This window comes from Streptomyces sp. NRRL WC-3742 (genome assembly GCF_000720635.1).
Classification (GTDB): Bacteria; Actinomycetota; Actinomycetes; order Streptomycetales; family Streptomycetaceae; genus Kitasatospora.
This window is the reverse complement of record NZ_JOCF01000040.1, coordinates 39,942-53,922: the sequence shown is the minus strand read 5'-3', so window position 1 is coordinate 53,922 and position 13,981 is coordinate 39,942. Positions and strand designations below refer to the sequence as shown.

Annotated in this window: 12 protein-coding genes; 8 read left to right on the top strand and 4 right to left on the bottom strand. The window is 72.4% G+C overall.

All coding sequences use genetic code 11. From position 1 onward, the window contains the following. Positions 1 to 10: 10 nt before the first annotated feature. Positions 11 to 1,240 (bottom strand): DUF349 domain-containing protein, encoded by a 1,230-nt coding sequence (locus IH61_RS0122440; RefSeq protein WP_031072575.1) that lies wholly within the window; start codon positions 1,238 to 1,240, stop codon positions 11 to 13. A 266-nt stretch (positions 1,241 to 1,506) separates the two neighbouring features. Then, entirely contained in the window at positions 1,507 to 2,355 is an 849-nt protein-coding gene (locus tag IH61_RS0122435; RefSeq protein ID WP_031072573.1) for a peptidylprolyl isomerase, read from the bottom strand. 279 nt (positions 2,356 to 2,634) lie between these two features. Here IH61_RS0122435 and IH61_RS0122430 point away from each other — a divergent pair, with 279 nt between their 5' ends. The 8 genes from IH61_RS0122430 to rpsD all read left to right on the top strand — a co-directional run bounded on the left by IH61_RS0122430 (position 2,635) and on the right by rpsD (position 11,137). Next, complete coding sequence (locus tag IH61_RS0122430; protein WP_031072571.1) at positions 2,635 to 3,342, top strand: MBL fold metallo-hydrolase; 708 nt, start codon at positions 2,635 to 2,637, stop codon at positions 3,340 to 3,342. A gap of 12 nt (positions 3,343 to 3,354) precedes the next feature. Further along, positions 3,355 to 4,617 (top strand): histidine--tRNA ligase, encoded by a 1,263-nt coding sequence (gene hisS, locus IH61_RS0122425; protein ID WP_031072569.1) that lies wholly within the window; start codon positions 3,355 to 3,357, stop codon positions 4,615 to 4,617. Beyond that, positions 4,614 to 6,404 carry an aspartate--tRNA ligase gene (gene aspS, locus IH61_RS0122420; protein ID WP_031072567.1) on the top strand — a complete coding sequence of 597 codons (1,791 nt, stop codon included), beginning with the start codon at positions 4,614 to 4,616 and terminating at the stop codon, positions 6,402 to 6,404. Before hisS ends, aspS begins: the two co-directional genes overlap by 4 nt. Positions 6,405 to 6,499: 95 nt before the next feature. Next, positions 6,500 to 7,018 carry a GNAT family N-acetyltransferase gene (locus tag IH61_RS0122415; RefSeq protein ID WP_031072565.1) on the top strand — a complete coding sequence of 173 codons (519 nt, stop codon included), beginning with the start codon at positions 6,500 to 6,502 and terminating at the stop codon, positions 7,016 to 7,018. 206 nt (positions 7,019 to 7,224) lie between these two features. Next, positions 7,225 to 8,031, top strand: coding sequence for a polyphosphate kinase 2 (gene ppk2 / locus IH61_RS0122410; RefSeq protein ID WP_031072563.1), 807 nt, complete (start codon positions 7,225 to 7,227; stop codon positions 8,029 to 8,031). Between the two features lie 78 nt (positions 8,032 to 8,109). After that, on the top strand, positions 8,110 to 8,724 hold the full coding sequence (locus tag IH61_RS0122405) for a hypothetical protein (RefSeq protein ID WP_031072560.1): 615 nt from the start codon (positions 8,110 to 8,112) through the stop codon (positions 8,722 to 8,724). Positions 8,725 to 8,755: 31 nt separating this feature from the next. Then, positions 8,756 to 10,216 (top strand): replication-associated recombination protein A, encoded by a 1,461-nt coding sequence (locus tag IH61_RS0122400; protein ID WP_234327286.1) that lies wholly within the window; start codon positions 8,756 to 8,758, stop codon positions 10,214 to 10,216. 306 nt (positions 10,217 to 10,522) lie between these two features. Beyond that, the gene (gene rpsD, locus IH61_RS0122395) at positions 10,523 to 11,137 is read left to right on the top strand and encodes a 30S ribosomal protein S4 (protein WP_031072556.1); all 615 of its coding nucleotides are present in this window, start codon (positions 10,523 to 10,525) and stop codon (positions 11,135 to 11,137) included. Positions 11,138 to 11,228: 91 nt separating this feature from the next. Here rpsD and IH61_RS0122390 read toward each other — a convergent pair whose 3' ends face one another. Further along, a complete protein-coding gene (locus IH61_RS0122390) occupies positions 11,229 to 11,546 on the bottom strand; it encodes a tetratricopeptide repeat protein (RefSeq protein WP_051837697.1) in 318 nt (105 codons plus the stop codon). Positions 11,547 to 11,594: 48 nt separating this feature from the next. Further along, on the bottom strand, positions 11,595 to 13,817 hold the full coding sequence (locus tag IH61_RS0122385; RefSeq protein ID WP_031072553.1) for an ATP-binding protein: 2,223 nt from the start codon (positions 13,815 to 13,817) through the stop codon (positions 11,595 to 11,597). Between the last annotated feature and the right edge of the window lie 164 nt (positions 13,818 to 13,981).

Sequence of the window (13,981 nt, the reverse complement as noted above, 5' to 3'; positions counted from 1 at the left end):
GCTCACGGGATCAGCCGCTGAACTCCTCCTGGCTCTTGTGCGCCTGCTCCAGCAGGGTCTGCACGCCGGCCAGCTCGGACTCCAGCTTGGCGGTCCTGGAGGCGTTGCCGGCCGCGCGGGCCTTGTCCAGGTCGGCCTGGATCTTGTCGGCCTTCGCCTGGAACAGGCCCACCATGCCGGCCGCGCGGGCCTTGGCCTCCGGGTTGGAGCGCTTCCAGTCCGCGTCCTCGGCCTCGCGGATCGCCCGCTCGACGGCGTTCAGCCGGCCGTCCAGCTTCGGGCGGATGTCGCGCGGCACGTGGCCGATGGCCTCCCAGCGCTCGTTGATCTCGCGCAGGGCGGCCTTGGCGGCCTTGAGGTCGGTGATCGGGAGGATCGTCTCGGCCTCGGCGGCCAGCGCCTCCTTGAGCTTCTGGTTCTCGACCTGCTCGGCGTCGCGCTCGCTGAACACGGCGGAGCGGGCCTGGAAGAAGACGTCCTGCGCGCCGCGGAAGCGGGCCCACAGCTCGTCCTCGACGTCGCGCTGTGCGCGACCGGCGCCCTTCCAGCGGGCCATCAGGTCGCGGTAGGCGGCGGCGGTGCTGCCCCAGTCGGTGGACGAGGACAGGGCCTCGGCCTCGGCGACCAGCGACTCCTTGGTGTGGCGGGCCTGGTCGCGCTCCGAGTCCAGCGCGGCGAAGTGCGCCTTGCGGTGCTTGGAGAACACGGAACGGGCGTGCGAGAAGCGGTGCCACAGCTCGTCGTCGCTCTTGCGGTCGAGCCGGGGCAGGCCCTTCCAGGTGTCCACCAGGGCGCGCAGCCGGTCCCCGGCCTCCCGCCACTGGGTGGACTCGGCGAGCTGCTCGGCCTCGGAGACCAGGGCCTCCTTGGCGGCGCGGGTCTCGTCCTGCGCCTTGGCGCGGGCGGCCTTGCGCTCCTCGCGGCGGTTCTCGATCTCGCCGGCGAGCGCGTCCAGGCGCGTGGCCAGGGCGGCCAGGTCACCCACGGCGTGGCCCTCGGTCACCTGTGCGCGCAGGTGCTCCAGCGCGGTCAGGGCGTCCTTCGCGGCCAGGTCGGTGGTGCGCACCCGCTTCTCCAGCAGGCCGATCTCCACCTCGATGCCCTGGAACTTGCGCTCGAAGTACGCCAGCGCCTCCTCGGGCGAGCCGGCCTGCCAGGAACCCACGGCGCGTTCGCCGTCGGCGGTCCTGACGTAGACCGTGCCCTGCTCGTCGACACGGCCCCACGGGTCGCTGCTCATAGCGCGTCCTCCACATGACGTCGCGCCCGCGTCGGGGCGGTGCGCGTTCGTCGTCCACAGTTGATGTGCGGCGGACCGAAGAAGTCCGCCGTCCCCGTCCGCCGAGTCGTGCTGCCGAGGGTGAACGGCTGGGCGGGTCCGGGCACCCTACACAACGCCAACATAGGCGACCAGGCCCGGTGCTGTCCGCATCCGGGCCGGGCGATTTCGCTCCGGGGCCCCGCCGGGGCGCGTGGAGCGCCTGCGGCGGGAGGCCCCGGGTTGGGTCAACCCTTGGACACCGTAACGGAGTTGAAGGTGATGTCGGCCATCGGGTGGCCGTCCGTCGCGCCCTCCAGGGTGCCCGCGGCGGCGATCTTGTTCAGCACGTCCAGGCCGCCGGTGACCTTGCCGAACGGGATGTAGCTCGGCGGCAGCTTGGTGTCCTTGTAGACCAGGAAGAACTGGCTCCCGTTGGTGTCCGGGCCGGAGTTGGCCATCGCCACCGTGCCCGCCGGGTACGTCGCGCCGGTCAGGTTCTCGTCCTTGAACTTGTAGCCGGGGCCGCCGGTGCCGCCGGGGACGGTCGCGCTGGCGGTCGGGTCGCCGCACTGGAGCACGAAGATGCCGTCCGTGGTGAGGCGGTGGCACTTGGTGTGGTCGAAGAACTGCTCCCCGGCCAGGAAGTTGAAGGAGTTGACGGTGTGCGGCGCCTTGGCCGCGTCCAACGCCACCGTCACCTTGCCGCAGTTGGTGTCCATCGTCATGGTGTACGCGGCGGAGGAGTCGACGGTCATCGCCGGCTCGTCCTTCCACTGCTTGCCGTTGGGCTTGCCCTCCGCCGGGGCCGCGCAGCCGTCGACCGGCTTGCGGGTCGGGGTGGTGGGCTCGGCGGCCGGGTTGGTCTGCCCGGCCTTGGCCGTGTCCGAGGCCGCCGTGGTCGACTTGTCGTCGTTCGAGCTGAACGCGCCGCCCGCGACCAGCGCGCCGCCGCCGGCCAGTACCACGACGGCGAGCGAGGCGCTCAGGATCGCGGTACGGCGCTTGCGGGTGGCCGCCTCGGCGACCCGGCGCTCCATCTGGCGCTCGTACTTCTCGCGGGCGAGCTGCCGCCGCCGCTGTTCGCTGCTGACCACCGGCCGTGTCTCCTGGGGATGTGCGGAAAGAGTGGATGGAATCGGAAGGGATTCGAGAGGGATTCGATGCGGATCATCGCATCCATCGGCGGCCAAGTGTAGGGACCCGGACCGTAAGAACGCGGTGAACCTGTCACGCGGCCCGCGGCGTCACCCGTATACCGGTTCGCGACCGGGCCCGCACCGCCGGTAGGCTGCCCGTACACCTTCAGAGACCTTTTCAGGGACCTTCGGAAGCCGTAGTCCGTAGCCGCTGACCGACATCACAAGAGGACGCGCGTGTTCATCGCCGGATTCCCCGCTGGAGCCTGGGGCACCAACTGCTACCTGGTCGCCCCGGCGGCGGGCGAGGAGTGCGTCATCGTCGACCCGGGGCACCAGGCCGCCGCCGGCGTCGAGGAACTGGTCCGCGAGCACCGGCTCAAGCCCGTCGCCGTGCTGCTCACGCACGGGCACATCGACCACGTGGCCTCGGTGGTCCCGGTCTGCGGCGCCCGCGGCGTCCCGGCGTGGATCCACCCCGAGGACCGGTACATGATGTCGGACCCGGAGAAGGCGCTCGGCCGCGCCATCGGCGCCCCGCTGATGGGCGAACTGACCGTCGGCGAGCCCGACGACGTGCGCGAGCTCACCGACGGCGCCGTGCTGGAACTGGCCGGTCTGAGCATGACCGTCGACCACGCCCCCGGCCATACCGGGGGGTCGGTGACCTTCCGGACGCCCGGTGCCGAGGACCTCCCCCCGGTGCTGTTCTCGGGCGACCTGCTGTTCGCCGGCTCCATAGGGCGTACCGACCTCCCGGGCGGGGACGGCGAAGCGATCATGCGCTCGCTGGCCCGGGTGTGCCTGCCCCTCGACGACTCCACCGTGGTGCTCTCCGGCCACGGCGGACAGACGACCATCGGCCGCGAGCGCGCCACCAACCCCTACCTCCGACAGGCAGCGGGGGCGGCCGGCGCCCCGGCTTTCCCGCGACGAGGAATGTGACGGATAGAGAAGTTGAGCACCTTCACCGCCCCCAAGGGCACCTACGACCTGCTGCCCCCCAGCTCCGCGACCTTCCTGGCGATCCGCGAGCGCATCGCCGCCCCCGCCCGCCGGGCCGGCTACGGCTACATCGAGACCCCGGTCTTCGAGGACGTGAAGCTGTTCTCCCGCGGTGTCGGCGAGTCCACCGACATCGTCACCAAGGAGATGTACAACCTCACCACCAAGGGCGGTGACGAGCTCGCGCTGCGCCCGGAGGGCACCGCCTCGGTGCTGCGCGCGGCCCTCCAGGCCAACCTGCACAAGCAGGGCAACCTGCCGGTCAAGCTCTGGTACTCCGGCTCGTACTACCGCTACGAGCGCGCCCAGAAGGGCCGCTACCGCCAGTTCTCCCAGGTCGGCGCGGAGGCCATCGGCGCGGAGGACCCGGCGCTGGACGCCGAGCTGATCATCCTGGCCGACGACGCGTTCCGCGCGCTCGGCCTGAGCGACTACTCGCTGCTGCTCAACAGCCTCGGCGACAAGCAGTGCCGCCCGGTCTACCGCGCCGCGCTGATCGACTTCCTCTCCGGCCTGGACCTGGACGAGGAGACCCGCCGCCGCGCCGGGATCAACCCGCTGCGCGTCCTCGACGACAAGCGCAAGGACGTGCAGGACCAGCTGGTCGGCGCCCCGATGCTGCGCGACTACCTGTGCGAGGACTGCAAGGCGTACGACGAGAAGGTCCGCGAGCTGCTCACCGCGGCCGGCGTCGCCTTCGTCGACGACCCCAAGCTGGTGCGCGGCCTGGACTACTACACCCGCACCACCTTCGAGTTCGTCCACAACGGCCTCGGCGCCCAGTCCGCCATCGGCGGCGGCGGCCGCTACGACGGCCTCTCCGAGATGATCGGCGGCCCGGCGCTGCCCTCCGTCGGCTGGGCCCTCGGCGTGGACCGCACCTACCTGGCCCTCGAGGCCGAGGGCGTCACCCTGGACCTGCCGGCCGCCACCGCGGTGTACGCCGTCGCGCTCGGCGAGGAGGCCAAGAACGTCCTGTTCGCCAAGGTCGTCGAGCTGCGCCGGGCCGGCGTGGCCACCGACCTCGCCTTCGGCGTCAAGAGCATCAAGAACGCCATGAAGTCCGCCGACCGGTCCGGCGCCCGCTTCGCCCTGATCGCCGGGGACCGGGACCTCGCCGAAGGCGTCGTCCAGCTCAAGGACATGTCCACCGGCGAACAGACCCCCGTCGCCCTCGACGCACTCGTCACCACCCTGAAGGAGAAGCAGCTGTGATCCGCACGCACGACGCGGGCACGCTCCGCCCGGAGCACGCAGGCACCACCGTCACCCTGGCCGGCTGGGTCGCCCGCCGCCGCGACCACGGCGGCGTGGCCTTCATCGACCTGCGCGACGCCTCCGGCACCGTGCAGATCGTGGTCCGCGACCTGGACTCGGTGCACGGCCTGCGCGCCGAGTACTGCGTCAAGGTCGTCGGCGACGTCCGGGTGCGCCCCGAGGGCAACGAGAACCCCGACATCCCCACCGGCGCCGTCGAGGTCGTCGTCAGCGAGATCGAGGTCCTCTCCGAGGCCGCGCCGCTGCCCTTCCCCGTCGCCGAGTACGAGCCGGGCACCGTCAACGAGGAGGTCCGGCTGCGCTACCGCTACCTGGACCTGCGCCGCGAGGGCCCGGCCAAGGGCCTGCGGCTGCGCTCCAGGGTCAGCAACATCATCCGCCGGGTGATGGAGGAGAACGACTTCCTCGACATCGAGACGCCGTACCTCACCCGCTCCACCCCCGAGGGCGCCCGCGACTTCCTCGTCCCCGTCCGCCTGCAGCCCGGCCACTGGTACGCGCTGCCGCAGTCGCCCCAGCTGTTCAAGCAGCTGCTGATGGTGGCCGGCATGGAGCGCTACTACCAGATCGCCCGCTGCTTCCGCGACGAGGACTTCCGCGCCGACCGGCAGCCGGAGTTCACCCAGCTCGACATCGAGGCGTCCTTCGTCGACCAGGAGGACATCCTGGCCCTCGGCGAGAAGATCATCGGTGCGATCTGGCGCGAGGTCCACGGCTACGAGATCCCGAACCCGCTGCCGCGCATGACCTACGCGGACGCGATGGGCCGCTACGGCTCCGACAAGCCGGACGTGCGCTTCGGCCAGGAACTCACCGACCTCACCGAGTACTTCAAGGGCACCGACTTCCGCGTCTTCCAGGCCCCGTACGTCGGCGCCGTGGTCATGCCCGGCGGTGCCTCGCAGCCGCGCAAGCAGCTCGACGCCTGGCAGGACTGGGCCAAGGCGCGCGGCGCCCGGGGCCTGGCCTACGTGCTCATCGACGCCGAGACCGGCGAGCTGCGCGGCCCCGTCGCCAAGAACCTCTCCGAGGAGCACCTGGCCGGCCTCGCCGCCGCGGCCGGCGCCAAGAACGGCGACGCGATCTTCTTCGCCGCCGGCAAGGAGCGCCCCTCGCAGGAGCTGCTCGGCGCCGCCCGACTGGAGATCGGCAAGCGCTGCGCGCTGATCGACGAGTCCGCGTGGGCCTTCCTCTGGGTCGTCGACTTCCCGATGTTCGAGCCGATCGAGGACGACAAGGGCGAGTTCCAGGGCTGGCACGCGGTGCACCACCCCTTCACCGCCCCCACCGCCGAGTCGCTGGACACCTTCGACACCGACCCGGGCTCGGCCCTGTCCAACGCCTACGACCTGGTCCTCAACGGCTCGGAGCTGGGCGGCGGTTCGATCCGTATCCACCAGCGGGACGTGCAGAAGCGGGCGTTCGACGCGATCGGCCTCTCCGAGGAGGAGGCGGCCTCGCAGTTCGGCTTCCTGCTCGACGCGTTCAACTACGGCCCGCCGCCGCACGGTGGCGTCGCCTTCGGCCTGGACCGCGTGGTCACCCTGCTCGGCGGGTACGACACCATCCGGGACGTCATCGCCTTCCCGAAGACCTCCACCGGCGGTGACCCGCTGACCGGCGCCCCGACGCCGATCACCCCGGCGCAGCGTCGCGAGGCCGGCGTGGACGCCAAGCCCAAGGTCCGCGAGGAAGCCAAGCCCGAGGCGCAGCAGGAGAGCTGACGCCGCGTCATCCGCTAACCTTCAACGGCCCCGAACGGACACCGGTCCGTTCGGGGCCGGTCCACAACGGCGTGCGACAGAGGAAGGGTTGACCCTTGCAGGTCAGAACGAGAACAGAACGTCCGGACGACGCCCCGGAGATCAGACGCGTCCTGATGGCCGCGTTCCCCGGCCCGGACGAGGCGGACCTGGTGGACGCGCTGCGCCGCGACCCCGCCTGGCTGCCCGGGCTGTCCATAGTGGCGACGGACGCCACCGACCTGGTGATCGGGCACGCGCTGCTGACCCGGCTGCGGGTCGGCGGCGACGGCGCCCTCGGTGACGCGCTGGCGCTCGCGCCGGTGGCGGTCGCCCCCGAGTGGCAGCGCAGGGGCGTCGGCGAAGTCGTCGTCCGGGCCGCGCTGTCGGCGGCCGAGGCGGCGGGCGAGAAGCTGGTCGTCGTCCTCGGTGACCCGGAGTACTACGGCCGCTTCGGCTTCACGCCGGCCGGGCGGCACGAGGTCACCGGCCCGTTCGAGGTGCCGGAGACGTACTTCCAGGCGCTGCCCCTGTCGGCGTACGACGGCGGCCCGCGCGGGCTCTGCCGCTACCCGGAGCCGTTCGTCGGCGTATAGGCCGCCCAACCCCCTCACCGTGCGCCACCGCGCCACCCCCTCCCACCGGAGGCCCCACCCCGGCCTCCGGCCCCCTCTCCCCGGGCCGACCCACGGCCCGACCCATGGCCCGACCTGCGGCCCGACTCACGGCCCGACCTGCGGTACCGGTCCGCCTGTGTCTACGGTGAAGGATCATCGGTGACAGGCGGACGGGAGGGCCAGGGGTGGCCGAGGAGCAGCGGCAGCGGTTCGGCAAGAAGGCGTACGAGAAGGAACTGCTGCGCCTGCAGCAGGAGTTGGTGAAACTCCAGGAGTGGGTGCGGGTCGAGGGCGCCCGGGTCGTGGTGATCTTCGAGGGCCGGGACGCGGCCGGCAAGGGCGGTGCGATCAAGCGCGTCACCGAGTACCTGAACCCCCGCATCGCCCGGGTCGCCGCACTGCCGACACCGACCGAGCGGCAGAGGACCCAGTGGTACTTCCAGCGCTACGTCGAGCAGCTCCCGGCCGCCGGCGAGATCGTGCTGTTCGACCGCAGCTGGTACAACCGGGCCGGTGTCGAGCGGGTCATGGGCTTCTGCACCGACGAGGAGTACTGGCAGTTCCTGCACCAGTGCCCGACCTTCGAGCGGATGCTGATCGAGTCCGGCATCCTGCTGCGCAAGTACTGGTTCTCGGTGAGCGACACCGAACAGGAACGGCGCTTCCGGGACCGCCTGGAGGACCCGATGAAGCGCTGGAAGCTCTCCCCGATGGACGTCGAGTCGATCAGGCACTGGGAGGACTACTCCCGGGCCAAGGACGAGATGTTCGTCTACACCGACACCCCGGACTCGCCCTGGCACGTGGTCGAGAGCGACGACAAGCGCCGGGCCAGGATCAACATGATCGCCCACCTGCTCTCCACCGTCGCGTACCACGAGATCTCCCCGCCGAAGATCGACCTGCCGCCCCGCCCGGCCCCGCGCGGCTACCAGCGGCCCCCGCGCGACCTGCAGAAGTACGTTCCGGACCGTACTGCCACACTGGAGTAGACGGGGCCCTCCGGGCGCTGCGACTCCACTGCGTGAACGGCCCCGTGTGGCGCCCGGGCGTCCACAGGAGGCGCGCTCATGTTCGTCCGTACCGTCTACGCCACCGGGAATCCGGACCGGATCGGGCAGACCGTCGAGGGATTCGGCAAGGAGGCGCTCGACCTGCTCTCCGGGCAGCCCGGCTACCGCGGCTACGGCCTGTTCGTCGACCGGGCCCTCGGCAAGATCACGATGGGCTCCTGGTGGGAGTCCGCCCAGGCCGAGCGCGACAGTGACACGGCCCTGCGGGCGCGCAGGGCGGAGCTGCTGGCACCGCTGGCCGGCACCGTGGCCACCGACGTCTGGGAGGCCGTGGCCACGGCCCCGCCCGGAGAGGCCGGGCCGGGCGCCGGGTTCCGCCTGGTGCGGGTCGACGTCGACCCGGAGAAGGTGGACGAGGCGGCCGAGGTGTTCCGGGACCAGGCGCTGCCGATGCTGCAGCAGGCGCCGGGCTTCGTGACCGGCGCGATGCTGGCGCACCGGGCGGCAGGCCGGCTCTCGACCGGCCTGATCTTCGCCGACCGGGCGAGCTTCGAAGCCTCGCGCGGGCCGAACGCCGAGGCCCGCTCGAAGGCGGTCGCCGCGGTGGGCGGCATCCTGCGCTCGTTGGAGGAGTTCGAGGTGGTCCTGCTGGACCGCCGCACGCAGGCATAGGCGTGTCGGGGCCCTCGCATAGGCTTCCGGTGTGGACGAACCGGACCTCTTCACCGCAGCCGCCGAGGAACGCCAGAGCAGGGAGCCCGGCCGCGCCCCGCTGGCCGTACGGATGCGCCCGCGCACCCTGGAGGAGGTGGCCGGGCAGCGGCAGCTGCTCAAGCCCGGCTCGCCGCTGCGCCGGCTGGTCTCCTCCTCGCGCGGGCCGGCCGCCACCAGCTCGGTGATCCTGTGGGGGCCGCCCGGCACCGGGAAGACCACCCTCGCGCACGTCATCAGCCAGTCCGTGGAGGGCCGCTTCGTCGAGCTGTCCGCGATCACCGCCGGGGTCAAGGAGGTCCGGGCGGTGATCGACGGCGCCCGGCGGGCGGTCGGCATGTCCGGCCGGGAGACGGTCCTCTTCCTGGACGAGATCCACCGCTTCTCCAAGGCTCAGCAGGACTCGCTGCTGCCCGCCGTCGAGAACCGCTGGGTCACCCTGATCGCCGCGACCACCGAGAACCCGTACTTCTCGGTGATCTCCCCGCTGCTCTCCCGCTCGCTGCTGCTCACGCTGGAGGCCCTGACCGACGAGGACGTCCGGGCGCTGCTGCGCCGCGCGGTGGCCGACGAGCGGGGCCTGGCGGGCGCGCTGGAGCTGACCGCCGAGGCCGAGGACCACCTGGTGCGCCTGGCCGGCGGGGACGCCCGGCGGGCGCTGACCACGCTGGAGGCGGCGGCCGGGGCGGCGCTGGAGAAGGGCGAGGCGAGCATCACGCTGGCCACCACCGAGACGGCCGTCAACCAGGCCGCCGTGCGCTACGACAAGGACGGCGACCAGCACTACGACGTGGCCAGCGCGCTGATCAAGTCGATCCGCGGCAGCGATGTGGACGCCACCCTGCACTACCTGGCCCGGATGATCGAGGCGGGGGAGGACCCGCGGTTCATCGCCCGCCGGCTGATGATCTCCGCCAGCGAGGACGTGGGCCTGGCCGACCCGAGCGCCCTGCAGACGGCGGTGGCGGCGGCCCAGGCGGTGGCGCTGATCGGCTTCCCGGAGGCGCGGATCATCCTGTCCCAGGCGGCGATCGCCCTCGCCCTGGCGCCCAAGTCCAACAGCGCGTACCTGGCGATCGACGCGGCGCTGGCGGACGTACGGCAGGGCCTGGCGGGCGCCGTGCCGCCGCACCTGCGGGACGCGCACTACGGCGGCGCGGGCAAGCTGGGCCACGGGCACGGCTACCAGTACCCGCACGACCTGCCGGAGGGCATCGCGACGCAGCAGTACGCGCCGGACTCGGTGCACGGCAAGGAGTACTACCGGCCCAACCGGCGCGGCGGCGAGGTGCGCTACGCGGACACGGTGGAGTGGACGCGGGGGCGGCTGCGGGGGGAGCGCCCCAAGGAGCAGAGGGCCGGGGAGCAGAAGGTCAAGGAGCAGAGGGCCGGGGGCGAGAAGGCCGGGGGCGAGAAGGCCGGGGAGCAGAGGGCCGGGGAAAAGGGCGAGTGATCTCCCGGTATACTCGGTCGGAGTGCCATGTCCCGGGACGGCGGCGGGGGAGACCCCACCGACCGGCCGCACCAGCGGGGCGGTGGCCGTAGACCTCCTCCGGGAGGTCCGCAGCAGGAGCGTCGCGCACCGTTTCGGTGTCGCGGGCGGGCCTTCGGGCTCCCCGTGTGACAAGCACATTCGTGCCCGGCTCCGGAGAGCGGCTGATCCCATCGCGCAGGCGGCGGGGTTTTCTCCGGGTCGCGACGAGCGACCTCCGTCAACACCTGGTGGAAGCCGTATTCGTAAGCAAGGAAGGTTTGGTTCATGGCGAACCAGAAGCGCCCCAAGGTCAAGATCGCGCGTGCGCTCGGCGTGCCGCTGACCCCGAAGTCCGTCAAGTACTTCGAGGCCCGCCCGTACCCGCCCGGCCAGCACGGCCGTGGTCGCAAGCAGAACTCGGACTACAAGGTCCGTCTGACCGAGAAGCAGCGTCTTCGCGCCCAGTACGACCTGAGCGAGAAGCAGCTGGCCCGCGCGTTCGACCGCGCGAAGAAGGCCGAGGGCAAGACCGGTGAGGCGCTCGTCGCCGAGCTGGAGACCCGCCTCGACGCCCTGGTCCTGCGTTCGGGCATCGCCCGCACCATCTACCAGGCCCGTCAGATGGTCGTCCACGGCCACGTCGAGGTCAACGGCGGCAAGGTCAACAAGCCGTCGTTCCAGATGAAGCCGGGCTTCGTGGTGACCATCCGCGAGCGCAGCAAGGAGAAGGTCCCCTTCCAGGTCGCCCGTGAGGGTGGCTACGCGGGTGAGGGCCAGACCCCGAAGTACCTCGAGGTCAACCTGAAGGCCCTGGCCTTCCGCCTGGACCGTGCGCCGCAGCGCAAGGAGATCCCGGTGATCTGCGACGAGCAGCTGGTCGTCGAGTACTACTCGCGCTGACCCGCGAGCGGTTCCGCACTTCGCGAAACCGAGAGCGAGCCCCCGCCGCCTTTCGAGGCGACGGGGGCTCGCCCCATTTCCGGTCCGGTCGTCAGACGTCCTCGCCGGCCATCGCGGCGGCCAGCCGCAGGTGCGGGCGGGCCTCCTCGGCGCGGCCCTGGCGCTCCAGGGTGCGGCCGAGCATCAGGCGGGCGTAGTCCTCGGTCGGGTCCGTCTCCAGGATCCGCAGCAGTTCGGCCTCGGCGCGGCCGAGCTGGGCGGAGTGGTAGTAGCTGCGGGCGAGCAGCAGGCGGACGGAGAGGTTGGCCGGCTCCTCGGCGATCACGCCCTCGAGCATGCGGGCGGCGTCGGCGTACGCCTTGGAGTCGAAGTAGAACGTCGCGAGGCGGTACTCGTCGTGGATGGCCATGGTGCTCCTTCCGGATGATTGCTTGCCTCCTCAAGCAATCGGCAAGCTTCAGCTATTCCGCACCGGCGCGGGCGCCGGTGCGGGCGGTACGGAACAGGACCCGGGGCCGGGCTCCGGGCCCCCCGGGGAGCCGCCGCCGCCCAGCGCCCGGGTGACGGCCGCGTCGAGGTCCAGCAGGGCGCCGGCCTCGTAGCAGCCCTCGTACTCCTGCTCGGTGAGCCCGGCGCGGGCCCGCTCGGCGCACTCCTGGTGGGGGCCGAAGAAGGAGCTCGAGCCCAGGAACGGGTTGCCGACCGTGCGCCAGATCCGGTGGGCGGCGCCCTGGAGCACCCGGGCCTCGCGCAGGTTTCCGATGCGGCCCGGGGCGCTCGGCTCCGTCTCCAGCAGCGCCAGCAGGTCGATGCCGATCACGATGCCGAGCAGGTCGTGGAAGCGGTGGTTGAGCCGGACGCACTCCCTGGCCAGCACCCGGGCCGGCTCCACGGCGCCGTCCAGCCAGTGCGAGTACGCCATCGCGTAGAGCACGTACGCGTACGCCCACTGCTCACCGTGCTCCTCGCACAGTTCGCGGGCCTGGCCGAACCAGAGCTCGCCGCTGTCGAGGTCGCCCTGGAAGACGTAGGCGAGGCCGAGTTCGAACATGGCCATCACCACGTTGCTGTTGAGCTCGCCGATCGTCCGGTAGTGCCAGAGGGCCTCCTCGAACAGTTCGGCGGCGCGCTCGGGGTCGTCGCCGATCAGGGCGGCGCAGCCCTGGCGGTGGACGGCGTAGGCCAGGGCCCGGTCGTCGCCGGTGTCCAGGGCCTGGCGGCGGCACTCCTCCAGGGCCGGGCGGGCGGCGGAGAGGTCGCCCTGGAGGGTGGCCATGTAGCCGGTGACCCAGAGGGCCTTGGCGCGGGCCTCGGTGGGTTCGCGGTCCAGGGCCAGGGCGCGGTCCAGCCAGTGCCGGCCCTCGCCGAGGTGGCCGCAGCCGACCCAGTAGAACCACAGGGTGCCAGCAAGCAGCAGGCCGATCTGCTCCTCGCCGGGCTCGGCGAGGCAGAACTCCAGGGCGGCGCGCAGGTTGCTGTGGGCCAGTTCGGTGCGCTCGGCGGTCTCGGCCTGGCGGGGGCCGAACCACTCGACCTCGCCCCAGGTGGCGACGCCCAGGTACCAGTCCCGGTGGCGGCGCAGCAGCCGCTGCTCCTCCCCGGCGGCGCGCAGCCAGTGGCCGCCGTACTCGCGCAGGGTGTCCAGCAGCCGGAAGCGGACGCCGAAGGCGCTGTCCTCGCGCAGCAGGACGGACTTGCCGACGAGCTCGTCCAGGAGGTCGAGGACGTCCTCGGGCTCGAGGCCGTCGCCGGCGCAGACGTACTCGGCGGCCTCCAGGTCGAAACTGCCGGCGAAAACCGAAAGGCGGGCCCAGAGTAAACGTTCCTGCACCGTGCACAGTTCATGGCTCCAGCCGATCGTGGTGCGCAGCGTCTGGTGCCTCGGCAGGGCCGTGCGGCAGCCGCCGGTGAGCAGCCGGAACCGGTCGTCCAGCCGGGCGGTGATCTGCTCCACGGACAGCGCCCGCAGCCGTCCGGCGGCCAGCTCCACGGCCAGCGGGATGCCGTCCAGGCGGCGGCACAGCAGGGCGACGGCCTCCACGTTGGCGTCGGTGACCTCGAAGCCCGGCAGCACCGCGCGGGCCCGGTCGGCGAACAGCCGGACGGCGTCCGGCAGCGCGGTGGCCCGTACGGGCGCCTCGGGCGCGGCCGGGCCGACCGGCAGCGGGGCCAGGGTGAGCAGGTGCTCGCCGCCGGCGCGCAGGGCGGAGCGGCTGGTGGCCAGCACCCGCAGGCCCGGCAGGGCCCGCAGCAGCGCGTCCGCGAGGTCGGCGCACGCCTCGACCAGGTGCTCGCAGCCGTCCAGGACGATCAGCAGGCGCCGGCCGTTCAGCGCCCCGGTCAGGACGTCCAGCGGCGGGCGGGCGGTGCCGTCGGTCAGGTGCAGCGCCTCCAGGACGGCGTGGCCGAGGAGCAGGGGGTCCTGCACCGGGGCCACCTCGACCAGCCAGGTGCCGTCCGGGAACGCCCCGGCGGCGCGGGCCGCCGCGCGCAGCGCCAGCCGGCTCTTGCCGACCCCGCCGGGGCCCGTCACCGTCACCAGCCGGGCGCCGGCCAGCAGGGCCGCCAGCTCGGTCAGTTCGCGCCGCCGCCCGACGAAGCCCGTCACCTCGGCCGGCAGCCGGCCGGGCTCCGGCTCGCGCGGCTGCGCCGCGGGATGTGGTGTCCAGTCGCCGGCCAAGCGATGCTCCCCGTCGTTCCTGGCCCGGACCGCAGCGGTCCGGACGCGTGTCCGGGCCGTACGGCTGTCGGCCCACCTGGCAGAACGAGGTGACCGGACGGTAGGTTACGCGCGGGGATCGCACACCCGACCGGTCGGACAGGCCCGGCGAAACCCGGTCCGGG

What these genes read in the sequence shown, in the direction of transcription:
- IH61_RS0122390 (WP_051837697.1), bottom strand. Translation starts at nt 11,546, where the DNA reads ATGGCCATCCACGACGAGTACCGCCTCGCGACGTTCTACTTCGACTCC.
- rpsD (WP_031072556.1), top strand. Translation starts at nt 10,523, where the DNA reads ATGGCGAACCAGAAGCGCCCCAAGGTCAAGATCGCGCGTGCGCTCGGC.
- IH61_RS0122405 (WP_031072560.1), top strand. Translation starts at nt 8,110, where the DNA reads ATGTTCGTCCGTACCGTCTACGCCACCGGGAATCCGGACCGGATCGGG.
- IH61_RS0122440 (WP_031072575.1), bottom strand. Translation starts at nt 1,240, where the DNA reads ATGAGCAGCGACCCGTGGGGCCGTGTCGACGAGCAGGGCACGGTCTAC.